The sequence below is a fragment of the Pseudarthrobacter siccitolerans genome, from assembly GCF_030823375.1.
In the GTDB taxonomy this organism is placed as follows: domain Bacteria; phylum Actinomycetota; class Actinomycetes; order Actinomycetales; family Micrococcaceae; genus Arthrobacter; species Arthrobacter siccitolerans_A.
The window spans coordinates 3610732-3634078 of record NZ_JAUSXB010000001.1 but is presented as its reverse complement, the minus strand read 5'-3'; the positions used below and the strand labels follow the sequence as shown (position 1 = coordinate 3634078).

Below are 23347 nucleotides of genomic sequence, written 5' to 3'. Positions count from 1 at the left end.
TCAGTTCTCAATCGAGAGGATCGGCATTGCCTGCGTATAGGGGGACGAAGGATTGGACGCTGCCGACCGGACGCGCAGCCAGAAGAAATCGTGGCTGCCCAGGGTCAGCGTCAGCGTCCCGTCCTCGTTGATGCCAGGAAATGGCTGGCCGCCGAACACATCCCGAAGGCCGCGCCCGGCGTAGTCGGGAACGCGCAGCCTGGCGGCCACTGGATGCTGCGAGAGGTTGAAGGCACACAGGACTGTTTCACCGTCCACCCCCGCGGAATTGCCGTTCGGCAACTCCCGGAGGTATGCCACGACGGCGTCATGGTCGGCCTCGACGTGCTTGAAAGTACCGAGGCCGAAAGCCGGATGGTTCCTGCGGACGCTGAGGATCTGCCGGGTCCAGCGGAGCAGGGAGCCCGAGTGCGCAGCCTCAGCCTCGACGTTGGCCATGTTGTAGTTATAGACCAGCGACTGGATCACCGGCAGGTACAGCTTGCCGGGGTCTGCGTTGGAGAAGCCCGCGTTCCGGTCGGGGTTCCACTGCATGGGTGTGCGGACGGCGTCGCGGTCCTCAAGCCAGATGTTGTCCCCCATGCCGATTTCGTCCCCGTAGTACAGGAACGGGCTGCCGGGAAGCGACAGGAGCAGGGCGTTGATCAGTTCGATCTCCGCCCGCGAATTGTCCAGGAGGGGCGCGAGCCGGCGGCGGATTCCGATGTTGGCCCGCATCCGCGGATCCGGCGCATACCAGCCCAGCATGGCTGCGCGCTCATCGGCGGTGACCATTTCCAGGGTCAGTTCGTCGTGGTTCCGCAGGAAGGTGCCCCACTGTGCGCCCTCGGGAATGTCCGGCGTGTCCTGCATCGTCTCGATGATGGGCGCTGCCTTCTGGTCCCGGAGGGCGTAGTACAGGCGCGGCATGATCGGGAAATGGAAGGCCATATGGCACTCGGGCTGCTCTTCCGTGCCAAAGTACTCCACCACCTCGTTGGGCGGCTGGTTGGCTTCGGCAATGATGACGCGCCCGGGGTAGCTCTCGTCCACCATGGTCCGCAGCTTCCGAAGGAAGTCGTGGGTGGCGGGGAGGTTCTCGCAGTTGGTGCCCTCCTCCTCAAAGAGGTACGGGATGGCGTCCGCGCGGAATCCGTCGATCCCCTGGTCCAGCCAGAAACGCACCACGTCGAACAGGGCCTCGATAACCTTGGGGTTCTCAAAATTCAGGTCCGGCTGGTGGCTGAAGAACCGGTGCCAGAAAAACTGCCGGCGGATGGGGTCGAAGGTCCAGTTCGATTCCTCGGTGTCCACGAAGATGATCCGGGCGTCCTGGTACTTCTCGTCGGTGTCGCTCCAGACGTAGAAGTCGCCGAACGGGCTGTCCGGGTCCTTCCGCGATTCCTGGAACCAGGGGTGCTGGTCGGAGGTGTGGTTCAGGGGCAGGTCGATGATGACCCGCACACCCCTGGCATGCGCTTCGGCCACCAGCCGCTTGAAGTCGGTGATGGTGCCAAACTCGTCCAGCACCGAGTTGTAGTCGGAAATGTCGTAGCCGCCGTCGCGCAGCGGCGACTGGAAGAACGGGGGCAGCCAGAGGCAGTCGACGCCCAGCCACTGCAGGTAGTCAAGCCTGTCGATGAGGCCCGAGAAATCTCCGGAGCCGTCACCGTTGGAATCCGCAAAAGCTCTGACGAGGACCTCGTAGAAAACGGCCTTCCGGTACCACAGAGGATCGTGCTGCAGGCCTGGCGCATTCAGTTCGAAGGTGCTCTTCGGCGTGAAGTGCTGGCCCGAGCTTTGCGGATTAAAACTCACTGATGCGCTCTCCTGACACTCAGGATGTGCGCGGGCTCAATGTGCGGGTCGAGCCGGACGTAGTTGAACTCGCCCCATTCCCAGCTTTCCCCGGAAATGAGGTCGTCCACATAGAAGCCGCCGTTCGCCGTGAGGTCATCCGGGTCCAGTTCCAGGGCCGCGAGGTCCAGCGAGACGCTGCACTCCTTGGTGACGTGGGGATCGATGTTCACCACCACAATGATGGTGTCCTTGGATCCGTCGGGGAGCGTCTTGTGCTTGGAGTAGACAACGGTGGAATCGTCAGTGCTGTAATGCACTGTCAGGTTCTGCAGGTCCTGCAGGGCAGGGTGCGCGTGCCGCACGGCGTTCAGCCTGGTGATGTACGGGGCCAGGGTCCGCCCGGAACGGTCCGCGGCATCCCAGTCGCGGGCTTTGTACTCGAACTTTTCGTTGTCGATATACTCCTCGGCGCCCGGCCGGGCCACGTGCTCGTACAGCTCGTAGCCGGCGTACACGCCCCACAGCGGGCTTGCCGTGGAAGCCAGCGCAGCCCTGATCTTGAAGGCCGCCGGGCCGCCGAACTGGAGGTATTCGGTCAGGATGTCCGGGGTGTTCACAAAGAAGTTGGGCCGGAAGAAGGCTGACGACTCATGGCTGACTTCTGTGAAGTACTCCGTAATCTCCTTCTTGGTATTGCGCCAGGTGAAGTAGGTGTAGGACTGCTGGAAGCCCGCGCGGCCCAGCGCGTGCATCATGGCCGGGCGGGTGAAGGCTTCAGCGAGGAAGACGACGCCCTGAACTTCTTTGTTCACCTGTTCGATGAGCCATTCCCAGAACCACACCGGTTTGGTATGCGGGTTATCCACGCGGAATATCTTGACCCCGTGGCTGACCCACAGCAGGACAATGCGGAGAATTTCGTTGGAGAGGCCTTCCGGATCATTATCGAAATTCAGCGGATAAATATCCTGGTACTTCTTGGGCGGGTTTTCGGCATAGGCAATGCTGCCGTCCACGCGGGTGGTGAACCATTCCGGGTTCGACTGCACCCAGGGGTGGTCCGGTGCGGCCTGCAGCGCCAGGTCCAGGGCGACCTCGAGGCCGAGTTCGTTGGCGCGGGCCACAAAAGCGTCAAAGTCCTCGAACGTGCCCAGGTCCGGATGGATGGCATCGTGGCCGCCCTCCTTGGCGCCAATGGCCCACGGCGAACCGGGATCGTTGGGACCGGCGATCAGGGTGTTATTGGGACCTTTGCGGTGCTGGATGCCGATGGGGTGGATGGGCGGCATGTACAGGACGTCGAAGCCCATGGCGGCAACGGCGTCAAGGCGGTTGGCGGCGGTGCGGAAGTTGCCGGAGGTCCACGTCCCCGTTTCGTGGTCGCGGACGGCGCCTTCGGAGCGGGGGAAGAATTCGTACCAGGCGCCGCGGCCGGCGAGGTCGCGCTCCACCAGCAGCGGGAACTGCTCGGAGACTGTCACCAGTTCGCGGATGGGCTCGCGCCCCACGATGTCGGCCACTCCCTGGCTGAACCCGGCGGCGAGCCGCTCCTCCGGGCTGAGGGAGCCGTCGGCCAGCCGCTCGGCGACCCAGCGCAGCGTTGCCCTGTCCGCCTCGCTGCGGGAGCCGTCCTCGGACGCTTCACCCAGCAGGGCCGCACCCTCGGCGAGCATCAGCTCCACGTCAATTCCGGCGGCCACCTTCACCTCGGCGTTGTGGTGCCAGGTGCCGTAGCGGTCGTGCCAGGCTTCGATGACGAAGGACCAGTTGCCAACGTCCGACGGCGTGAGGATGCCTTCCCAGCGGTCCGTTCCCATGCCGCGTTCCCCTCGGGGGGCTGCGAGCCGCACGCGCTGGCGTTCGTTGCCTTCCGGATCCAGGAGCACGGCGCTGACCCCAAGCTGGTCATGCCCTTCCCGGAATGCCGTGGCTCCAACGACTATTCCCTCGCCCGGCAGGGCCTTCGCGGAGAACTTTCCTCCCTCGACCACCGGCTCTACGGCGGTGATGGGAAAACGTCCAAACCGCAGGCCGTCAGTGATGCGGCCCTTCGGCTTATTGTCCAATGCGGCCCTGGTTCCTGAGTTAGTCGTCACAGCCTCGACGTTAGCGAGAAATGACGGAGATTGCTAAGCCTGCTCACTAATTTTGTTGCGGTTCGCGTCATTTCCTGGACGCCAACAGTCATTTACCCAAAAGAAACCCAAAGCTGGTTCCGGCTGTGCATGTTGTCCGTTAGTGTGACGCAGGTGAAGGCAATCCGCAGATTTACGGTCCGTACAGTCCTCCCTGAGCCGATCCGCCCGCTGGCCCGGCTGGCCAGCAATTTACGCTGGTCATGGCACCGTCCCACCCGTGATCTCTTTGCCGGGCTGAACCCCCGCCTCTGGACCGAAAGCGGCGAGGATCCCGTCGGCTTCCTGGGCCTGGTCAGCCGCGAAGAGCTGCAGCAGCTTGCCGCGGACCAGTCCGTGGTGGAACGCGTCCGGGCCGCCGAAGAAGATCTTGACCGGTACCTTGAGGAGCCGCGCTGGTATCAGGGCCTGGGCCCGGACGCGCCGGCTGCGATTGCCTACTTCTCCCCCGAGTTCGGCATCACCGAAGTCCTTCCGCAGTACTCCGGCGGCCTGGGCATCCTGGCCGGCGACCACCTGAAGGCGGCGTCGGACCTGGGCGTGCCCCTGATCGGTGTTGGCCTGCTGTACCAGGCCGGATACTTTAAGCAGTCACTCTCCCGCGACGCCTGGCAGCAGGAAACGTACCCGGTCCTGGATCCGGACGGATTGCCGCTGACCCTCCTCCGCGAGCCTTCCCCGGACGGCAACGGCCGGCCGCTGCAGGTCTCGTTGCCCCTTCCCAACAACCGCCGCCTGCTGGCTCACATCTGGCGTGCCGACGTCGGGCGTGTCCCGCTGTTGCTCCTGGACTCCAACGTCCCTGGCAATGACGAAGCGGCCCGCAGCATCACCGACCGCCTCTACGGCGGCGGCGGGGACCACCGGCTGCAGCAGGAACTCCTGCTGGGCATGGGCGGGGTCAAGGCACTCCGCGCATTCCAGAAGCTGACGGGGACTGTAGCCCCGGAGGTGTTCCACACCAATGAGGGCCATGCCGGTTTCCTGGGCATCGAACGCATTCAGGAACTGATGGCCGGGGACGAGAAGCTCACCTTTGATGAGGCACTGGCGGCCGGCCGCGCCTCCACCGTCTTCACCACCCATACGCCGGTGCCCGCGGGCATTGACCGGTTCGAAATCGCCCAGATCCACCATTTCTTCCAAGCTGGCCTGGCACCGGCCGTGCCCGTGGACCGGATCCTGGAACTGGGCCGGGAAAACTACGCCGACGGCAACCCATCAGTATTCAACATGGCAGTGATGGGCCTCCGGCTGGCCCAGCGGGCGAACGGCGTGGCGAAGTTGCACGGTGAAGTGTCGCGCGGCATGTTCTCGGCCCTGTGGCCCGGGTTCGACCACTCCGAGGTGCCCATCACGTCCGTGACCAACGGCGTGCACGTGCCCACCTGGGTGGACAGCCGGATTTCCAAGCTCGCCCGGGACCAGTTCGGCAGCGAAGCGGAAGCCCACGGCCGCTGGGACCTCGCCTATAACGTCAGCGACGCCGATGTCTGGGCGCTGCGCCGCGAAATGCGCGCCGCCCTGGTGGAGGACGTCCGCAAGCGGCTGCGCGCCGCTTGGAAGAAGCGCGGCGCCGCCGACGCCGAGTTGGGCTGGACGGACAACGTGCTGGACCCGGACGTGCTCACCATCGGGTTCGCCCGCCGTGTTCCCACGTACAAGCGCCTCACCCTGATGTTGCGCGAGCCCAAACGGCTCAAGGCACTGCTCCTGCACAAGGAACACCCCATCCAGCTGGTCATTGCCGGCAAGTCCCACCCCGCTGACGATGCGGGCAAGAAGATGATCCAGGACCTGGTCCGCTTCACGGATGATCCTGAGGTCCGCCACCGCATCGCCTTCCTGCCAAATTACGACATCGCGATGGCACGCACCCTGTTCCCGGGGTGCGACGTGTGGTTGAACAACCCGCTCCGGCCGCTTGAGGCCTGCGGAACGTCCGGCATGAAGGCCGCCCTGAACGGCTCGCTGAACCTTTCCGTCATGGACGGCTGGTGGGATGAGATGTACGACGGCGAGAACGGCTGGGCGATTCCCACCGCCAACAACGGCGCGTCGCCGGACGAACGTGACGATATCGAGGCCGCGGCCCTCTACGAGCTCCTTGAGACCCAGGTTGCTCCGCGCTTCTACGGCAACACGGTGTCCGAAGACGCGGGGGCCGCAGGTCCGTCCACGACGTCGGCCACAGAGAAGGTGCCCACACACTGGGTATCAATGATCAAGCACACGCTTTCGCACCTTGGGCCGCAGGTTTCGGCCGAGCGCATGCTGCGCGACTATGTGAACATCCTCTACCGCCCGGCGGCGGAGGCAGGCCGGAGTGCCGGCGCGAACTCGTACTCGCAGGCGCGCAGCCTCGCAACCTGGACGGCAAACGTCCGCTCCGCCTGGCCTCACGTGCATGTGGAGCACGTTGACTCGGTGGGTGTTTCCGAAGACCCGCAGATCGGCGACACGCTCCAGGTCAACGCCTACGTGGCCCTGCACAGCCTCACTCCCGAGGACGTGAGCGTGGAAGTAGCCTACGGCCGGGCCGAGGAAAGCGACACGCTGGCAGAGATCACCGTGATGGAACTCAAGGTCCAGGAAGACCTGGGCAGCGGCCGGCACCTGTTCAGCGGCTCGCTGGTGATCGACCGCTCAGGGTCCTTCGGCTACACCGTGCGTGTACTGCCGCAGCATGACGCGCTCGCGTCCAAGGCCGAACTGGGACTGATCGTCAACGCGTAAGACCTAAGCCCGACCCGCAGGGCTGAACGCAGCAGGAGGAACCATGAACGACCGCACCGTGGCAGACCTGGTTGTGGAACGGCTGGAAACATGGGGCGTCAGCCGTGTTTTCGGTTACAGCGGCGACGGGATCAACGGTTTTATGGGCGCCCTCCGCCGGGCCGGAGGCCGCGTGGAATTCGTTCAGGCCCGGCACGAGGAAACCGCGGCCTTTATGGCGGTGGGCCACGCGAAGTACACCGGCGGGGTGGGAGTAGTCACCTCCACCCAGGGACCTGGGGCCGTCCACCTGCTGAACGGCCTCTACGACGCAAAGCTCGACGGTGTGCCGGTGGTGGCAATCGTGGGACAGCAAAGCCGGACAGTGCTGGGCTCGGCCTACATGCAGGAAATCGAGCTCACCGTTCTCTTCAAGGATGTTGCCGCCCAGTACGTGCAGCAGGTCAACGCCCCGGAGCAGCTGCCCATGGTCCTGGACCGTGCCTTCCGGACGGCAAAGGCCACCTCATCCCCGTGCGTGGTGATCCTGCCCCACGACATCCAGTCCGCACCCGCGCCGGAGCTGCAGCAGGAACACGGCGTTGTGGTCACCGCCCCGTCCTGGAGCACATCAGCCAAGACCCCGCGCACCGAAGACCTGGACGCCGCCGCCGCGATCCTTAACGGTGCGGAGAAGGTGGCACTTCTCGTTGGCCAGGGCGCCCGGCATGCCGGCGCCGAAGTGGTGGCCATCGCGGAACAGCTTGGTGCCGGGATTGCCACCAGCCTCTTGGGCAAGCCGTACGTGGACGAGACCCTGCCGTTCGCCGTGGGCACGATGGGACATTTGGGCACCACGGCCAGCGCGCACCTGCTGGGCAACTGCGACGCCCTGCTGATCGTGGGATCGAACGATCCCTGGACGGAGTTTTATCCCCCGCCTGGCGCCGCCCGCGCAGTCCAGATCGACATCGACGAACGGAAGATCGGCAACCGGTACCCCGTTGAAGTGGGACTTGCCGGCGACGCGGCAGCCGCACTCCAGGCGCTCAGCTCCCGGCTGACGGCCCGTTCGCGCGGACAGTGGCGGGACGACGTCGAACAGGAAGTGGTCCGCTGGCGCGCCCTGGCGGAGGAACGCGCCGCCGTGCCGGCCAGTCCGGTGAACCCGGAGCGGGTGGTGCGGGAACTAAATGGCAGGCTGCCGGCCAATGCCCAGATAAGTGTCGACGTCGGCAGCTGCGTTTACTGGTACGCCCGCCAACTGGTGCTTCCGCCCGGTGTTCCGGCCCACCTGTCCGGCACGCTGGCCAGCATGGGCTGCTCCATCCCGTACGGCATCGCGGCGAAGCTTGCGCACCCGGACCGGCCGCTGGTGGCGCTGGCCGGGGACGGCGCGATGCAGATGGCGGGGATCGCCGAACTGGTGACGGTGGCCCACCGCTGGCGGCAGTGGCAGGACCCCCGGTTCATCGTCTGCGTCTTCAACAACCGGGAGCTTACCGAAGTCACGTGGGAGCAGCGCGAGTCCGAGGGCGAACCGCGGTTCAAGGACAGCCAGGAGCTTCCGGACTTTCCGTTCGCCGGATACGCCGAACTGCTGGGCTTTACCGGGATCCGGGTGGAAGATCCTGAGCTGCTTGCGGATGCCTGGGAGCGCGCTTTCGCGGCAGACCGGCCGGTGGTGATTGACGTTCTGACTGACCCCGAGGTCCCGCTGCTGCCGCCCTTCCCGGGCGGCAAGGAGAAGGCGGAGAGCATGCGCAAGGCCCTTGCCGGGGAGGACGGCGGCGGCCGTGCCTTGGATCTGCTGGAAACCTACACCCGGCAAGAGGAACGCGGCTAAAGGCGGGCAGGGTTCAGAGCCGGGCTCACAGTAGGACCGGTTCAGAGCAGGACCGGTTCAGAGCAGGCTGGGTTCAGAGCAGGACCGGTTCAGAGCAGGCTGGGTTCAGAGCAGGACCGCGGTAACGGCCAAGTCCTTGCCGGCATAGCGCTCGGCGTCCTGGAGGATCTCGCAGATGATCCCGAAGGACCGGTCGCCGCGGAACGGCGCGGCCACCTGCCAGAGGACCGTGACCGGGGGGTTGCCGTTGTCCGTGATGCTGTCCGCGAAGTCGTGCAGGGAATCGTTCAGCGCATCCAGGTTGACCCCGTAGTGTTCCGGGAAGTTGAGGACCTCCCCGAAGGTTTCCAGGACGGCCTTCCGGCTGTCCGCGGCCGGGACCACCAGGCTGCGGCGCCCGGCGTCCACCACCTGTTCCTGCAGCTCTTCCAAGGTCCAGGTCTCACCGGAATAGATCTTCATGGTTTCGCCTAACTGCCTTCCGCTATGAATCGAAATGTCCCGTAGTGATCATCCGTGTAGTACTTCTCCCCGCCGTTGCCGGCCACGATGCGCCGGGCTCCACGGTCTGATTCGTCCGGCGTGGGCACGGTGTACTCCCGGTAGTAGCCCCGGTCCTTCCGCGGCAGGATCCGCTCGAAGTTCCCAAACGGCTGGCCGTCCTGACTGTAACGGAAGGGACCCCCGGCCCGGATCAGGGCGAGGGTGCCGCGGCCTTCGGCAGGAAGCTCTGACTCACGCACCTCCGACAGGTCCGACGGGTTCCCACGCGCGGACGCTTCAGGTGGCGCCGCTTGGGACACAGGCGGCGCCGGCACAGAAGACGTGAGGGTCGAGGGCGGGGCCTCGGCGCTCGAGGTGCCCCCCGGCGTCGTATTTTGCGTCAGCTGGCCCAGGACGCCGGTGCCGCCGAACGCCAGCAGCACCAGCACCAGGAGCGCACCCAGCAGCAAGGACAGGGTGTTGCGGTTGCGCATGGTGTTGTTCTCCGGTGGACTACGTGCGGTAAATGTTCATGGAGTTGGCTTCGACGAGGTCCTTCTCCCCCGACGAAACCCGGATCCCCTGCCGGAGCTCATGCAGCGGCGAGGTGGTCAGACGCAGCTCGAACATCCGGTGCGGAGCGCCCTCCGCAATGATCCGGGGCAGGGTGATCTCCACGTCGGACGTACTGCCGTTCACCACCACCAGGCCGGCCAGGGTGCCGTCGTCGGAGCCGAGCAGGAGCTGCATGACACGGTCCTGCGGATCGTGCCAGCGTTCCATGGACATGGGCTGGCCGGCCTGGTCGAACCAGTAGAGGTAGGACTGTTCGTCCCGCACCGGGAAGTCGCTGGGCTGTGCGGCCAGGAACTCCTTGCGCAGGCGGATGTACCGCTTGGTGCTCCGGAGCATCTCATGCGATTCCGGCGTCCTGGTCCAGTCCAGCCAGGCGATGGCGTTGTCCTGGCAATAGGCGTTGTTGTTACCCTGCTGCGTCCGCGCCAGTTCGTCGCCGGCCGTGATCATAGGGACGCCCAGGGAAACCATCAGCGAGGCCATGAGGTTGCGGCGCGACTGCGCACGCCTGGCCAGGACCAGGCCGTCCTCGGTGGGGCCTTCGAAACCGTGGTTGTAGCTGCGGTTGTCGCCGTGCCCGTCCCGGTTCTGCTCGCCGTTGGCCTCGTTGTGCTTCCGGTCATAGGAAACGAGATCATTCATGGTGAAGCCGTCGTGGGAGGCGATGTAATTCAGCGAGGCCAGGCGGGAACGGCCGGAGGCGGCAAAGAGGGCTGCGGAACCGGACAGGACGTCCGCGAGCCTGGAAACCGAACCACCCTGGCCGCCGGACTCCAGGGCAGCCCGGTCGGCCAGCCAGAAGGAGCGTACGGCGTCCCGGAAATGATCATTCCAGTCCGCCCAGCCCGCCGGGAACCGCCCGGTCTGCCACCCGCCGTAACCCACATCCCAAGGTTCGGCAATAAGCTTCACATCGGCCAAAACCGGATCCGCTGCGATATCAACCAGGAACGGGTGCTTCGGATCGAACTCGTTGGCCGCATTCCGGCAGAGCGTCACTGCCAGGTCAAACCGGAAGCCGTCGATGTGGAACTCATCCACCCAGTGCCGCAAGGAGTCCAGGACCAGCTGGACCACACGGGGCTGGGAAAAGTCCAGGCTGTTGCCGCAGCCGGTGGTGTCCACGTACTTGCCGTGCCCGTCGGTGCGGTAGTACTTGTCCTCCCCCAGGCCGCGGAAGCTGATCGCCGGGCCATCGGCGCCGCCCTCAGCCGTGTGGTTGTAGACCACATCGAGGATGACTTCCAGCCCGGCGCCATGCAGCGCCTTGACCATGCCCTTGAACTCATCCTGGACAGCCTGGGGGCCGGCTTCCTGCGCAGCCTTGGTGGCGTAGCCGGGGTGCGGGGCGAAAAAGGCGGCGGTGTTGTAACCCCAGTAATTGGTCAGGCCCAGGTCCTGCAGGTGCGGCTCATCCAGGTGGAAGTGCACGGGCAGCAGCTGGACGGACGTGATGCCGAGGCTTTTGAGGTGCTCCAGGATGGCAGGGTGTGCCAGGCCGGCGTACGTTCCGCGGAGTTCTTCGGGCACGTCCGGGTGGAGCATGCTCTGCCCGCGGACATGCGCCTCATAAACGATGGTGTCCCGCCACGGCAGCTTCAGCCGCGCGTCCTGCCCCCAGTCGAAGTCGCCGGCCATCCGTACGCTCGTCAGGAAACCGTCAGACTGGTCCACCGCACGGCCATAGGGGTCCAGCAGCAGCGGCTGCCGGCCGTCGTCGTCAATGCCGCCGGCGGGCACAGCCACCGGCAGGGAATGCCCCGCCGCTGCTTCACGGAAGCCATACCGCGAGCCGTACGGCAGGTTGTCCACCAACCCGTGATGGACGCCCTGGCTCACATTGGGCAGTGCTTGGACACGCCAATCGCCGCCGGGAGCCTTGTAGACAATTTCCAGGTTGCGGACACCCGGGGCGTAGCAGGCCACGTTGGCCTGCGCCGCGGATGCCTTTCCGTTGCTCGTTAGACCAACCCGGGCCACGTCCGGGCGCGGGACACTGACACCGAGCGGAAGCGCCATAGAGGCGTCCGTGGTGGACGCAGCAGTGTCAAAAAGCGGCATGGCCATCATCTAAATCCTAGCCGCCACCGGACCTGCTATTTTGCCGCGCGCTGGCGGGACACTTCGTACAGTGAGATGCCCACGGCCATGGAGGCGTTCAGGGATTCCATGGCCGAGTCAATGGGGATCGACACGATCTGGTCGCAGTTTTCGCGGACTAGCCGGCTGAGGCCCTTGCCTTCCGAACCCACCACAATGCACACCGGTTCGGTGGCGAGCGTCAGGTCGGGAAGTGACACGTCGCCGTCGCCGTCCAGGCCCAGGACAAAGATGCCCATGTTCTTGAACTGCTTCAACGCGCTGTTGAGGTTGGAGGCGCGGGCCACGGGAACACGCACGGCCGCCCCGGCGCTGGTCTTCCAGGCGGAGGCGGTGACGCCCACTGAGCGGCGCTCCGGCACGATCACGCCGTGGCCGCTGAAGGCGGAAACGGAGCGGATGATCGCGCCCAGGTTGCGGGGGTCCGTGATGCCGTCCAGGGCGACGAAGAGCGGTGCGTTGGCGACGTGGCCCTTCTTCCACTTCGCCACAGTGTCCTCGGCGAGCTCGTAGGCGTCCTGGTACTCGTAGGGCGGAATCTGGAGCACCAGGCCCTGGTGGACGGCGTCGTCCGTCATCCGGTCCAGTTCAGGCTTGCCGGTCTCCATCAGGGGGATGCCGCGCTCGGCGGCAAGCTTCAGGGATTCCTTAACTCGGTCGTCCATTTCGATGCGGATGGCAACGTGCAGGGCTTTGGCGGGAATGCCTGCCCGGAGCGCCTCCACCACGGAGTTCCGGCCCGTGACCACTTCTTCGGTGGCACGCCCCTTGGGACCGGACTTTGCTGCACCGGCGCTGCGTGCCCCGGTGCCGCGCTTGGCCGCGGAGCGCTCGGAGAGCTGCTTGGCCTTGTGTGCTTTGTGGTACGGGCGGTCCTCCGCCTTGGGCGTGGGTCCCTTGCCTTCCAGGGCCTTGCGGCCATGGCCACCGGTCCCGATGGTTGGGCCCTTCTTCGCTTTAACCGATCGGCGACCATTGTTGGCCATTGTGTTCCACCCTTGATTGTGCTGACTGAGTCTGCCTACCAGTCTACTGACCGAAGAAAAATCGGCGGTCAACGGTTTTGACGTACCCGGCCGGTGCAGCGGCTTAGTCCCGCTTCAGGGTCCAGGTTGCCCCGTCCGGGCCGTCCTCCACCACGACGCCGGCCTGGTTGAGCGTGTCCCGGATGGCGTCCGATGCCGCCCAGTTCTTGTCCGCACGCGCCGCAGCCCGTGCTTCCAGCTGCGCCTGCACCAGGACCTCCAGGGCGGCTGCTTCCTTGCTGTTGCCGGCATCGGTACCAGCCACGGCATTGAGGCCGAGGACCTCAGTCATGGTGGTCACAGCATTCAGCGCATCCCGGGCCGAGACATCGTCACCTTCGGCGAGGGCCGTGTTCCCGGCGCGGACGGTCTCGTGAAGTGCCGCAAGTGCGCGCGGAACGTTAAGGTCGTCGTCCATCGCCTCGGAGAACGTACGCACTGCCTCCTCGGACGAACCAAAGGCCCCCGCCACCGGGCTGCCCGCGGACCCGGCGCCATCGCCGGAGCGGGCGGCAGCTTTGGCGATAAACCCGTCAATGCGTTCGACGGCGGCCGCGGCTTCCTGGAGGGAGGTGGGGCGGTAGTCCAGGACGGAGCGGTAATGCGCCTGGCCGAGGTAGTAGCGGACTACCCGGGGTGGGGCCAGCTCCAGCATCTCGGCAGGACTGACGGTGTTCCCGATGGACTTGGACATCTTTTCGCCCTCATAGGTGACCATGCCGTTATGCATCCAGAAGTTGGCGAACGGGTGGCCTGCCGCCTGGGACTGGGCCAGCTCGTTTTCATGGTGCGGGAACCGCAGGTCCAGGCCGCCACCATGGATATCAAACTCGATGCCCAAGTACTTGGTGACCATGGCGGAGCACTCAAGGTGCCAGCCCGGCCGTCCCGTTCCCCACGGGGAGGCCCAACCCGCCGTCGCCGGTTCGCCGGCTTTCGACCCCTTCCATAGCGCGAAATCGCGGGGATCCTTCTTCCCCCGCGGGTCGGCGTCCGGGGCTGCCTGCATGTCGTCGATGTTCTGCCTGGTGAGGGCGCCGTATTTGCTCCAAGAACGGACGTCAAAGTACACGTCCCCGGAGTCGTCCAGGGCCGGGTAGGCGTGCCCGCGGTCGATCAGCTGCTGGATCAGCGCGTGCATCTCCGGGATGTGCCCCGTGGCACGGGGCTCGTACGTGGGCCGGGAAACGCCCAGGGCGTCATAGGCCTTCAGGAATTCCTGCTCGTAGCGGTAGGCGAGGGCCCACCATTCTTCCCCCGCCACTTCGCCGGGTTCCGGGCTGAAGTCCGGCGCGAACGAGGCCTCGGACTTTGCCAGGATCTTGTCGTCGATGTCAGTGACGTTGCGGACCACGGTGACCCGGAGGCCGCGGTACTGGAGCCAGCGGGTGAGCTGGTCGAACGCAATGGCGGAGCGGATATGGCCAACGTGGGGCATCCCCTGCACCGTGGCCCCGCAGTAGTAGAGGCTGGCCTTGCCCTCGACGAGGGGGACGAAGTTCCGGACTTCGGCGGAGGCAGTGTCATAGAAGCGCAGGGTCACCGCTCCAGATTAGCCGATGGCGCCGGACTGGCTCGGATACACCAGTGCGGTGGCCACTGCGCTGATGCCTTCCCCGCGGCCGGCGAACCCCAGGCCGTCGCTGGTGGTTGCCGTGACGCTAACGGGCGCGCCGGCGGCCTCGCTGAGAACCCGTTGCGATTCCTCCCGGCGGGGGCCGAACTTGGGCCGGTTGGCCACGAACTGGACTGCGACATTGCCGATTTCAAAGCCGGCAGCCCGCACGATCCGTGCCGCTTCCGCGAGCAACGCGACCCCGGACGCGCCGGCGAATTCGGGGCGGCTGGTTCCAAAATGGGTTCCGAGGTCGCCGATGCCGGCTGCCGAAAAAAGGGCGTCCGCCGCCGCGTGGGCCACAGGGTCGCCGTCGGAGTGCCCGGCGAGGCCGCGCTCCCCCTCCCAATAGAGGCCGCCAAGCCAGAGCGGACGGGGTGTGTCATTGGCCGCGTAGGCATGGACGTCGAGGCCGATTCCGGTACGGGGAAGAATCACCATTGTGAAATCCACTGCTAGCCCTCCACCCAGCGGGCGCCCAAGGGCCCTTCCAGCAGTCCCTCGGCGAGGATCAGGTCCAGCGGGGTGGTGATCTTCAGTGACTGGCTGGAGCCGCGGACGGCGTGGACGGGCGTACCCAGCATTTCCACGAGCATGGCGTCGTCGGTGACGGCGGCGGACTGCTGCCGGTCCAGCGTCCCGGCGGCCTCGTGCGCTTTCAGGAGGGTGCCGAGCTGGAAACCCTGGGGCGTCTGCACCGCGCGCAGCTCCTCCCGGGGCGCGGTGCCGGTAACAATCTCCGGCGCCAGTGCGCTGTCCTCTCCCGTGGTGGCAGCCACGGTCTTGACGGTATCCACAACCGGGACGGCTGGAATCACCGCGGCTGCGCCGGCCGCAAGGGCATCCGTTACCCGGTGGAAGACGGATTCGGGGGTCAGAGCGCGGGCGGCGTCGTGGACCAGCACGGCCTCAATCCCGTCCATCAGGACAGCAATGCCGGCCCGGACGGAGTCGGCACGGGTGGCGCCGCCGTCGACCATTGAAAGGAGGGGGCCGCCGTCGGCCAGTTCCTCCCTGAAGTCCTCGCACAGCTGCCGGAGCGCGTCATCGCCGGCTGGAAGCGCGATGCAGACCTGGCTGGCGACTCCGGACGCGACGATGCCCCTGAGGGCGTGCAGGAGAATAGGTTCGCCGCCCAGCGGAACCGCAGCTTTGGGCATGCCGTAGCCAAGCCGCTGCCCGGAGCCGGCGGCCACCAGGATCACGGCAGTGACAAGGCGGGTGGGAGATTCACTCATGCCGACTAGCCTACGTCCCGGCAGCCTGCCCCGCCCGGACCTGAATCCGGGCAAAAAGAAGCCCCGGCGGCACTTGGGTGCCACCGGGGTTCAATTCTTAGGAAGCCAGAACCTCGTCGAGAACGCTTGCAGCCTTCTCCTCGTCGGTCTTTTCAGCCAAGGCCAGTTCTGAAATCAGAATCTGCCGGGCTTTGGCCAGCATTCGCTTTTCGCCTGCGGAAAGGCCCCGGTCGTGATCGCGGCGCCACAGGTCGCGGACGACCTCTGCTACCTTGATGACGTCACCGGAAGCAAGCTTCTCCAGATTTGCCTTGTACCTGCGTGACCAGTTGGTGGGCTCTTCGGTGAACTCGGCGCGAAGCACATCAAACACGTGCTCCAGGCCTTCCTTGCCCACTACGTCCCGAACGCCAACAAGATCAACATTCTCTGCTGGAACTTCAATGGTCAGATCACCCTGAGCCACCTTGAGCTTGAGATACATCTTCTCTTCGCCCTTGATGGTGCGCATCTTGATTTCTTCAATTTTCGCAGCACCGTGGTGAGGGTAAACTACTGTCTCGCCGACCTCAAATACCATGTGGACATTTCCCCTTTCCCGCAGACCAGTTTATCACGATTCAGGCATATGACCGGCCGCCAAAAGGGTCCGGAACCGCGAAAATCCGCGGAAAAACGGCACAATCGACCCCCTTCAACCCCTTGACGAACGCGGATAATAGTGCATCGCGGGTGCGCTGCCAAGGGTGTTATGACGCTTCCCGAATCCTCTTTTGCCCGGGATTGCGGCTAGGCTATGGCTGAATAATTTTTCAAAACTCTCGAGGAGTACGTGACGTGCGTTTCACTGCGATGAACCGGGCCCAACGCGCCAAACTGGCACTGACGGGGGCCGCCCTTAGCGTCGGCCTGCTGACGGCGGGCTGCGGATACATCACACCCCAGCAGACAAACCGGCAGTACTCCGCTTCGGACGGCATCCGCGCCGACCTCGGCCCGCTCCAGCTGCGCAACATCCTCATTGTTTCTTCCGGCAAGGATGAGCCCGGACGGGTGATCGGTGCTGTCTACAACTCGTCCTCCAAAGATGTAACGCTGAAGCTCAACGGGGCCGAAGGCTCCCAGACTGAAGTTCCGGTCAAGGCGAACTCGTACACGCTGCTGAACGAAAGCTCGGACGAAGCCATCCTGAGCACCAGCGGCGGCGCCCCTGGCTCCCTCGTTGACGTGAAGGTCACCGAAGACGGCACCAACGTCAGCAACACCGTGAAGGTGCCGGTGGTGGACGCAACACTTCCGGAGTACAAGGAATACCTGCCGGCCGGCAGCTCCCCTTCGGCCAGCACCTCAGCTTCCCCGTCATCGACCGCTACCGAAAGCGCAACGTCATCGACCGCTTCCGAAAGCGCAACGTCTTCGCCCTCCGCCAGCGGAACCGGCCACTAAGGCCTGCAGGCAACGCATGGAAAAGGGAGGGGCCTGCCGGCCCCTCCCTTTTTGTTTGTCCTTCGGTCCCGCCTGCGCCCTTAGGCGCTACGGCTCGAACTTGTAACCGAGCCCGCGGACCGTCACCAGGTACCGTGGCGCCGAGGGGTCGGGTTCAATCTTGCCGCGCAGCCGCTTGACGTGGACATCGAGGGTTTTGGTGTCGCCCACGTAGTCCGAACCCCAGACGCGGTCTATCAGCTGCCCGCGCGTGAGCACCCGACCCGAGTTGCGCAGGAGCATCTCCAGGAGTTCGAACTCCTTCAACGGGAGCAGCACCTGCTCGCCGCCCACGCTCACAACGTGCCGTTCGATGTCCATCCGCACGGGCCCAGCCTGGACAGTGGAGGAGATCAGCTCCTCCGGTTCGCCCTGGCGGCGCAGTACGGCCCTGACCCTGGCCACCAGTTCACGCGACGAGTACGGCTTGGTGACGTAGTCGTCCGCGCCCAGTTCCAGGCCCACTACCTTGTCGATTTCGGCATCCTTGGCCGTCAGCATGATCACAGGGACCGTGGAGCGCTGGCGCAACTGGCGGCAGACCTCCGTGCCGGACAGTCCGGGAAGCTGGAGGTCCAGCAGGACAAGGTCGGCTCCGTTCCGGTCGAATTCGGTGATGGCGTCCAGTCCGTTGTCCACCACTTCCACCTCGAACCCTTCCTTACCCAGCAAATAGGACAAGGGATCGCTGAACGATTCCTCGTCCTCCACAATCAAAATCCTGCTCAAGCGTTGGCTCCTCGTTCTTTTGCGCCTGCGGCGCGTGATCCTTGGGTGACATTGGGCTGTGCAGGCCCCTGCGTTGAGGCACTGTGAACTGCGGGCAGCGGAAGCACTTCCTCGCCGTCCTGGCCCTCCATCTCGGGAAGGCGGAGGGTGAACGTGGAACCCTGGCCGGGCTGGGACCAGAGGGTGACTTCCCCTCCGTGGTTGGAAGCGACATGTTTGACGATGCTCAGTCCCAGGCCTGTGCCGCCCGTGTGGCGGGAGCGGGCCGCATCAACGCGGTAGAAACGCTCGAAAACGCGCTCCTGGTCCTCGGCGCTGAGTCCCTCCCCCTGGTCCGTCACAGAGATCGACACCAGCCCGTCCCTGGAGCGGACGCCGATGCCTACCCGGGTGTTCGCCGGGGAGTAGCGGATGGCGTTGTCGATCAGGTTGCGCAGCGCGGTCACCAGGAGGTCCTGGTCGCCGAAGACCATTCCCTCGGTCCGGCCGCCAACCTCGATGCGGATGTTCTTGCTTTCGGCCGGGAGCTGGGAACGGTCCACCGCCTCCGCAATCACCGCATTGACGTCAACGGGGCGGCCCTCCTGCGAGACGCTGGCGCCCTGGAGCCGGGACAGTTCGATGATGTCCTGGACCAGGGCAGCGAGCCGGCCGGACTCCTTATGCATGCGCTTGGCGAACCGCCGCACTGCCTCTTCGTCATCGGCCGAGGACTCCAGTGCTTCGGCGAGCAGGGAAATGGCGCCAACGGGAGTCTTCAGTTCGTGGGACACGTTGGCCACAAAGTCGTTGCGGATTTCCTCGGTGCGGGTGATCTCCGTGCGGTCGTCTGCCAGCAGGAGGATGTATTCCTCACCGAGCATGGCTGCGCGCACCTGGACAATGATGGTGCCGTGCCCCAGCGGTCCCCGCGGCAGCTCCAGCTGCTTCTCAAGGATGACGCCGTCGCGCCGGACTCCTGCCGTCATGGCCAGCAGTTCCTTGTGGACCACCGTGTGCCCGCGGACCAGCCCGTAAGCGTAGGCGGCGGGACTGGCGCGGACCACACCGTCCACCGCGTCCACCACCACAAAGGCGCGTCCGACGACGGCGAGCACCTCGGCCGCACCGGCCGGCAGTGCCAGCTCATCGGCGTCGATGTCCAGTAGCTGCCGCTGCTTCTCGCTGACCCTGGAGGCAAGCACTCCGAAGGTGCCGAGCGCCAGGCCAATGAGGCCGGCGACGAGACCGATGAGCATAGGATCCACAGCTCCACCTTATGTGCTGGTAACCGGCCATCGGCACGTCCGGGCCTGCTGCGCCAACGGTTCAACTAACGTTCATCTTCAGGGGCTCAACCGTTTACCGGATACTGGCAGAGTAACGAGTTGGACTGCCGAACGGCGACATGAATTCCTGCTGTCCGGGTGCGGGCGGCACGGGAGTTCCAAGGAAAGGACGCCTACGTGCGTAAGGTTTTTCAGGAAGAGCTCACCCAGGTTGGTGACCAGCTGGTGGAGATTTCCCGGCTGGTCAGCGAGGCGATGGTCAAGGCCACCACCTCGTTCCAGGTGGCGGACGTGGATCTTGCCCAGGACGTGATCGCTGCGGACGCCCGCATCGACTTCCTGCAGAACAGCCTGGACGAACGGGCCATCGACATCCTGGCGCTGCAGGGCCCTGTTGCCAGCGACCTCCGGATGATCGTGGGGTCCCTGCGGATGAGCGCCTCACTGGAGCGCATGGGTGACCTTGCGCGGCACATCGCCCAGCTGGCCCGCCTCCGCTTCCCCTCGATCGTTATCCCGGAATCCATGACGGCGACGTTCAAGAGCATGGCGGACCTGGACCAGGAAATTGCGGACAAGCTCACGGTTCTCCTGGAAACCCGCGACCTTGAGGTGGCCCGGGACATCCTGAAGGCAAACACCGCCATCAACGATCTGCACCTGAGCGTCTTTAAGGCCATCGCGGCCCCGGACTGGGACGAGACGCCCGCCACTACCGTGGACGTGGCCTTGGCCAGCCGTTACTTCGAGCGGTTTGCGGACCACGGCGTCTCCGTGGCGCAGAAAGTCACCTACCTGGTGACCGGTGCCTGGCAGCCGAACGGCATCGAGCACAGCTGACAGCAAACGCTGCGAACAAAGACGGCGGGCCGGTCACCAAAAGTGACCGGCCCGCGGTCGTACGCGTAAGAAGGCCTATTTTTTGCCTTGGTTGGCAACTGCCAGGATCGCCTCGGCAGCGGCTTCCGGGTCGAGGTACGTGCCGCCCGGCTTGATCGGCTGGAAGTCTTCGTCCAGGTCATAGACCAGCGGGATGCCGGTGGGAATGTTGAGGCCTGCGATGGCTTCGTCGCTGACGCCGTCGAGGTGCTTGACGAGTGCGCGCAGCGAGTTGCCGTGGGCGGTAACCAGGACGGTCTTCCCGGCCTTCAGGTCTTCCTTGATATCTGATTCCCAGTACGGCAGCAGGCGGACCAGGACATCCTTCAGGCATTCCGTGCGCGGAAGGGCGTCGCCGAGATCTGCATAGCGGGGGTCCCGTGCCTGGGAGAACTCGGAGTTGTCGTCAAGGGGCGGCGGCGGGGTGTCGTAGGAACGGCGCCACTCCATGAACTGCTCTTCGCCGTATTCGGCCAGGGTCTGGGCCTTGTCCTTGCCCTGCAGGGCACCGTAGTGGCGTTCGTTGAGGCGCCAGTCCCGCTTGACCGGGATCCAGCCGCGGTCGGCCTTGTCCAGCGCGATGTTGGCGGTGTTGATGGCGCGCTTCAACAAGGAGGTGTAGAGGATGTCCGGGAGAACTTCGTTCTCAACCAGGAGCTCCCCGCCCCGTGCTGCTTCCGTACGGCCCTGGTCGTTAAGGTCTACGTCCACCCAGCCGGTGAAAAGGTTCTTGGCGTTCCATTCGCTGTGGCCGTGGCGCAGCAGAATCAGCTTGTAAGTCATGATTTTCATCCTAGCCGAGCGCCGCTGCCGCCCGCCCAGCGTTACAGCCGGCACCCCTCCAGCGTCACGAAGGGGCCGTCACCAACGGCAAGCCGCAGCGATAAGGTTGGGCGGTGGTGCAAAAAGCTGAACGGGTGACTTCCCCGCAGATCACCGGCAGGAACCTGGCCGGCAGGCAGGGGCGGCCGGTCGGCAACGTCACCCGGGGCACCACCAACCCCAACCGCATGCGACGGCTGGACCGCTGGTTGACCGGGCCGCAGGCCTGGCGGCTCCGGTCCGCCGCCAGCCCCCTGGTGGTGGACCTGGGATACGGCGCCACCCCGGCCACCGCCGTCGAACTTTTTGAGCGGCTCTCTGCTGTGCGGCCGGACGTACAGGTGTGCGGGATCGAGATCGAGCCTGACCGCGTCCGCGCAGCCCTGCCCCTTCAACGGCCCGGTCTGAGCTTCCATGTGGGCGGTTTTGAAATTCCTGTTCCGGGCAGGCCGGTGCTGGTGCGCGCCTTTAATGTGCTGCGGCAGTACGAGGAAGCGGATGTGGCGGGCATCTGGCGGCTGGTGCAGGACCGGCTGTCCCGGGACGGACTGTTCATCGATGGCACCTGCGACGAGATCGGGCGGCGGGTGACGTGGGTGGCACTGGACGCCGAGCGGCCGCTCTCGCTCAGCATATCCATGCGGTTCGGCAGCTTTACCCTGCCCTCAGACGCAGCCGAGCGGCTGCCCAAGGCGCTGATCCACCGCAACGTCCCCGGCGAACCGGTCCATGCCCTGATGCAGGCCATGGACCGGTTCTGGCTGGAGTCTGCCCCGCTGGCAGCGTTCGGCAACCGGCAGCGCTGGCAGTCCATGTGCCGCCTTTTGCGCGACGCCGGGTGGCCGGTGCAGGACGGGCCGGGGCGGTGGCGGCTGGGAGAGTTGACGGTGGGTTGGGAAGCGGTGGCCCCGCGCGGCTAATCCAACTCTGCGACGCAGGGGGCCGTGGTGGGCCCACGCCGGGGGGTTCCCTGGGCGAGCTTGCGAGGCTAGGGGCCCGGTGGTGGGCCCACGCCGGCAGGGTTCCCTGGGCGAGCTTGCGAGGCTAGGGGGCCGGTGGGGATTACCAGGGCCCGTAAGGGCCGGTGTTGCGGCTGCCGCCGCGGCCGGCATCCTTGACAGCCGGGCGGACGTCGGCGAGGTAGACGGACGCCGCCACCACGGCCGCGAGCCCGAACAGCCCCAGCGTGCCGAAAAAGCCACCGCCGCTGCCGAAAAAGGAGATGACGCCTACCAGGGCGGCGCCGCCGGTCAATGCCAGCCAGAAAGTCTTGGTCCTCTTTCCGGTAGCCTCGAACGCATTCGCGCGGTGGCGGGCGCAGTCCACCACGGCCCACAGCTCCAGTCCCAGCGCCACCAGGGCAAGAATGAAGAAAATTGCCTGTTCTACAGGCCGAATAAGAAGTTCACCGTCCACAAGCCCAGCCTAGCCGCCCAACGCGTCCAGCGCCTGCTTCAGGTCAGCCCAGAGGTCCTCGACGTTTTCGATGCCGACGCTGAGGCGGACCAGGTTTTCGGGAACACTGGCCGGTTCGGCCGTATGCCGGCGGCGGCGTTCGATCAGCGATTCAACCCCGCCCAGTGACGTCGCCGGAAGCCACAGTTCCAGCGCCTGCACCAGCGCGTCCGCGGCTTCGGCTCCGCTGAGCCCTCCCGCTGGTGCCACCTGGATGCAGATGATCGAGCCGAAGCCCTTCATCTGCGCCTTCGCCCGCTCGTGCCCGGGGTCCGTGGGAAGGCCCGGGAACCGGAGGGATTCGACCAGGGGATGGGACCCTAGCCTGTCCGCCAGGACCAGGGCAGAGGCCTGGGACCGCTCGATCCTCAGCGCGAGTGTCCGCAGCCCGCGCAGTGCGAGCCAGGCTTCGAACGGGCCTGCGATCCCGCCGTGGATGATCCGGTGATGAAGCAGTGCCGAACGGATGTCAGGGTTGGACGTCACCAGGGCTCCGAGGACGACGTCGGAGTGGCCCGCCAGGTATTTGGTCACCGAGTGCAGGACGACGTCGGATCCCAGCAGCAGGGGCTGCTGGACCAAGGGAGTGGAAAAGGTGTTGTCTGTGACCACGATGGCTCCGGCAGCGTGCGCGGCGTCAGCGAGGGCAGGCACGTCGGCAATGCCCAGCATGGGATTCGTGGGACTCTCCAGCCACAGCATGGCGGCGGAGCGCGCTGCCGGACCGCTGGGCGAGAGTGCTTCCCTGACGGCGTCCGTTTCCGCAATGTCTACGGTCCGGAGTTCGATGAAACCCTTTTGGGCCAGCTCTGCGGCCATCACCAGGGATCCGGAATAGCTGTGCGCCGGCATCACGAGCACTCCCCCGGCCGGGATGAGGGAGAGCGCCGAACTGACGGCGGCCAGGCCGGATGCATAGAGGAGGCCGGGCAGTTCCGAGCCTTCGAGCTGGCCGAGCGCTTCTTCAAAGGGATCCCAGGTGGGGTTGGAGTACCGGCCATAGCCGCGGTCGCCGTCAGCAAGCGGTCCGGTGCCAAAGTATGTGGAGGACAGGACGATGGGCGGGTTGACCGGCTGGTCCCTCTCCCTTGGGGGGCGTCCGGCGGCCACCACTACCGTCTCAGCTGCCAGGGACACCGCTTGATGTTCGGAAAGACTCATGGTGAAAAGCGTACTGTCCGCTGTGCAGGCCCCTGA

At 65.5% G+C, this 23347-nt stretch carries 20 protein-coding genes; 5 read left to right on the top strand and 15 right to left on the bottom strand.

Annotated features, from left to right (window positions below; all coding sequences use genetic code 11):
• Positions 1 to 1797, bottom strand: a complete 1797-nt coding sequence (gene treS, locus QFZ36_RS17000; RefSeq protein ID WP_306638134.1) for a maltose alpha-D-glucosyltransferase — start codon at positions 1795 to 1797, stop codon at positions 1 to 3.
• On the bottom strand, positions 1794 to 3875 hold the full coding sequence (locus tag QFZ36_RS16995) for an alpha-1,4-glucan--maltose-1-phosphate maltosyltransferase (RefSeq protein WP_306638133.1): 2082 nt from the start codon (positions 3873 to 3875) through the stop codon (positions 1794 to 1796). Before QFZ36_RS16995 ends, treS begins: the two co-directional genes overlap by 4 nt.
• Before the next feature lie 153 nt (positions 3876 to 4028).
• Here QFZ36_RS16995 and glgP point away from each other — a divergent pair, with 153 nt between their 5' ends.
• On the top strand, positions 4029 to 6650 hold the full coding sequence (glgP, locus tag QFZ36_RS16990; protein WP_306638132.1) for an alpha-glucan family phosphorylase: 2622 nt from the start codon (positions 4029 to 4031) through the stop codon (positions 6648 to 6650).
• Between the two features lie 43 nt (positions 6651 to 6693).
• The gene (locus QFZ36_RS16985) at positions 6694 to 8475 is read left to right on the top strand and encodes a thiamine pyrophosphate-requiring protein (protein ID WP_306638131.1); all 1782 of its coding nucleotides are present in this window, start codon (positions 6694 to 6696) and stop codon (positions 8473 to 8475) included.
• 105 nt (positions 8476 to 8580) lie between these two features.
• On the opposite strand, the gene QFZ36_RS16980 is transcribed toward QFZ36_RS16985, so the two are convergent.
• The 8 genes from QFZ36_RS16980 to QFZ36_RS16945 all read right to left on the bottom strand — a co-directional run bounded on the left by QFZ36_RS16980 (position 8581) and on the right by QFZ36_RS16945 (position 16092).
• On the bottom strand, positions 8581 to 8937 hold the full coding sequence (locus QFZ36_RS16980; protein WP_306638130.1) for a barstar family protein: 357 nt from the start codon (positions 8935 to 8937) through the stop codon (positions 8581 to 8583).
• Between the two features lie 8 nt (positions 8938 to 8945).
• On the bottom strand, positions 8946 to 9452 hold the full coding sequence (locus QFZ36_RS16975; protein ID WP_306638129.1) for a ribonuclease domain-containing protein: 507 nt from the start codon (positions 9450 to 9452) through the stop codon (positions 8946 to 8948).
• A gap of 19 nt (positions 9453 to 9471) precedes the next feature.
• Positions 9472 to 11601: a glycogen debranching protein GlgX gene (glgX, locus tag QFZ36_RS16970; protein WP_306638128.1), complete on the bottom strand. Its 2130-nt coding sequence runs from the start codon at positions 11599 to 11601 to the stop codon at positions 9472 to 9474.
• 29 nt (positions 11602 to 11630) lie between these two features.
• Complete coding sequence (gene rlmB, locus QFZ36_RS16965; protein ID WP_306638127.1) at positions 11631 to 12620, bottom strand: 23S rRNA (guanosine(2251)-2'-O)-methyltransferase RlmB; 990 nt, start codon at positions 12618 to 12620, stop codon at positions 11631 to 11633.
• Positions 12621 to 12723: 103 nt separating this feature from the next.
• Positions 12724 to 14202 carry a cysteine--tRNA ligase gene (gene cysS / locus QFZ36_RS16960; RefSeq protein ID WP_306638126.1) on the bottom strand — a complete coding sequence of 493 codons (1479 nt, stop codon included), beginning with the start codon at positions 14200 to 14202 and terminating at the stop codon, positions 12724 to 12726.
• Between the two features lie 9 nt (positions 14203 to 14211).
• On the bottom strand, positions 14212 to 14715 hold the full coding sequence (gene ispF, locus QFZ36_RS16955; RefSeq protein ID WP_306638125.1) for a 2-C-methyl-D-erythritol 2,4-cyclodiphosphate synthase: 504 nt from the start codon (positions 14713 to 14715) through the stop codon (positions 14212 to 14214).
• Positions 14716 to 14729: 14 nt separating this feature from the next.
• Entirely contained in the window at positions 14730 to 15512 is a 783-nt protein-coding gene (gene ispD / locus QFZ36_RS16950) for a 2-C-methyl-D-erythritol 4-phosphate cytidylyltransferase (RefSeq protein ID WP_306638124.1), read from the bottom strand.
• A gap of 97 nt (positions 15513 to 15609) precedes the next feature.
• A complete protein-coding gene (locus tag QFZ36_RS16945) occupies positions 15610 to 16092 on the bottom strand; it encodes a CarD family transcriptional regulator (protein WP_011690592.1) in 483 nt (160 codons plus the stop codon).
• Positions 16093 to 16364: 272 nt separating this feature from the next.
• Here QFZ36_RS16945 and QFZ36_RS16940 point away from each other — a divergent pair, with 272 nt between their 5' ends.
• Positions 16365 to 16958 (top strand): hypothetical protein, encoded by a 594-nt coding sequence (locus QFZ36_RS16940; RefSeq protein WP_306639257.1) that lies wholly within the window; start codon positions 16365 to 16367, stop codon positions 16956 to 16958.
• 87 nt (positions 16959 to 17045) lie between these two features.
• Here the strand turns inward: QFZ36_RS16940 and QFZ36_RS16935 are convergent, their stop codons facing one another.
• Together QFZ36_RS16935 and QFZ36_RS16930 are read right to left on the bottom strand one after the other, a co-directional pair.
• A complete protein-coding gene (locus QFZ36_RS16935; protein WP_306638123.1) occupies positions 17046 to 17726 on the bottom strand; it encodes a response regulator transcription factor in 681 nt (226 codons plus the stop codon).
• The gene (locus QFZ36_RS16930; protein WP_306639256.1) at positions 17723 to 18964 is read right to left on the bottom strand and encodes a sensor histidine kinase; all 1242 of its coding nucleotides are present in this window, start codon (positions 18962 to 18964) and stop codon (positions 17723 to 17725) included. Before QFZ36_RS16930 ends, QFZ36_RS16935 begins: the two co-directional genes overlap by 4 nt.
• Before the next feature lie 207 nt (positions 18965 to 19171).
• Between QFZ36_RS16930 and phoU the strand changes: the two genes are divergently transcribed.
• Positions 19172 to 19834 (top strand): phosphate signaling complex protein PhoU, encoded by a 663-nt coding sequence (gene phoU / locus QFZ36_RS16925; protein ID WP_306638122.1) that lies wholly within the window; start codon positions 19172 to 19174, stop codon positions 19832 to 19834.
• 75 nt (positions 19835 to 19909) lie between these two features.
• On the opposite strand, the gene QFZ36_RS16920 is transcribed toward phoU, so the two are convergent.
• A complete protein-coding gene (locus tag QFZ36_RS16920) occupies positions 19910 to 20656 on the bottom strand; it encodes a phosphoglyceromutase (RefSeq protein WP_306638121.1) in 747 nt (248 codons plus the stop codon).
• A gap of 113 nt (positions 20657 to 20769) precedes the next feature.
• Between QFZ36_RS16920 and QFZ36_RS16915 the strand changes: the two genes are divergently transcribed.
• Positions 20770 to 21615: a class I SAM-dependent methyltransferase gene (locus QFZ36_RS16915; RefSeq protein WP_373427053.1), complete on the top strand. Its 846-nt coding sequence runs from the start codon at positions 20770 to 20772 to the stop codon at positions 21613 to 21615.
• Between the two features lie 142 nt (positions 21616 to 21757).
• On the opposite strand, the gene QFZ36_RS16910 is transcribed toward QFZ36_RS16915, so the two are convergent.
• Both QFZ36_RS16910 and QFZ36_RS16905 read right to left on the bottom strand, forming a co-directional pair.
• Positions 21758 to 22111: a DUF2516 family protein gene (locus tag QFZ36_RS16910; protein WP_306638119.1), complete on the bottom strand. Its 354-nt coding sequence runs from the start codon at positions 22109 to 22111 to the stop codon at positions 21758 to 21760.
• 9 nt (positions 22112 to 22120) lie between these two features.
• Complete coding sequence (locus tag QFZ36_RS16905) at positions 22121 to 23311, bottom strand: trans-sulfuration enzyme family protein (protein WP_306638118.1); 1191 nt, start codon at positions 23309 to 23311, stop codon at positions 22121 to 22123.
• Positions 23312 to 23347: the final 36 nt, after the last annotated feature.

Coding starts and splice junctions, on each gene's coding strand:
- QFZ36_RS16985 (WP_306638131.1), top strand. CDS start 6,694: ATGAACGACCGCACCGTGGCAGACCTGGTTGTGGAACGGCTGGAAACA.
- QFZ36_RS16980 (WP_306638130.1), bottom strand. CDS start 8,937: ATGAAGATCTATTCCGGTGAGACCTGGACCTTGGAAGAGCTGCAGGAA.
- QFZ36_RS16975 (WP_306638129.1), bottom strand. CDS start 9,452: ATGCGCAACCGCAACACCCTGTCCTTGCTGCTGGGTGCGCTCCTGGTG.
- glgX (WP_306638128.1), bottom strand. CDS start 11,601: ATGGCCATGCCGCTTTTTGACACTGCTGCGTCCACCACGGACGCCTCT.
- rlmB (WP_306638127.1), bottom strand. CDS start 12,620: ATGGCCAACAATGGTCGCCGATCGGTTAAAGCGAAGAAGGGCCCAACC.
- ispF (WP_306638125.1), bottom strand. CDS start 14,715: ATGGTGATTCTTCCCCGTACCGGAATCGGCCTCGACGTCCATGCCTAC.
- ispD (WP_306638124.1), bottom strand. CDS start 15,512: ATGAGTGAATCTCCCACCCGCCTTGTCACTGCCGTGATCCTGGTGGCC.
- QFZ36_RS16945 (WP_011690592.1), bottom strand. CDS start 16,092: ATGGTATTTGAGGTCGGCGAGACAGTAGTTTACCCTCACCACGGTGCT.
- QFZ36_RS16940 (WP_306639257.1), top strand. CDS start 16,365: ATGAACCGGGCCCAACGCGCCAAACTGGCACTGACGGGGGCCGCCCTT.
- QFZ36_RS16930 (WP_306639256.1), bottom strand. CDS start 18,964: ATGCTCATCGGTCTCGTCGCCGGCCTCATTGGCCTGGCGCTCGGCACC.
- QFZ36_RS16920 (WP_306638121.1), bottom strand. CDS start 20,656: ATGACTTACAAGCTGATTCTGCTGCGCCACGGCCACAGCGAATGGAAC.
- QFZ36_RS16905 (WP_306638118.1), bottom strand. CDS start 23,311: ATGAGTCTTTCCGAACATCAAGCGGTGTCCCTGGCAGCTGAGACGGTA.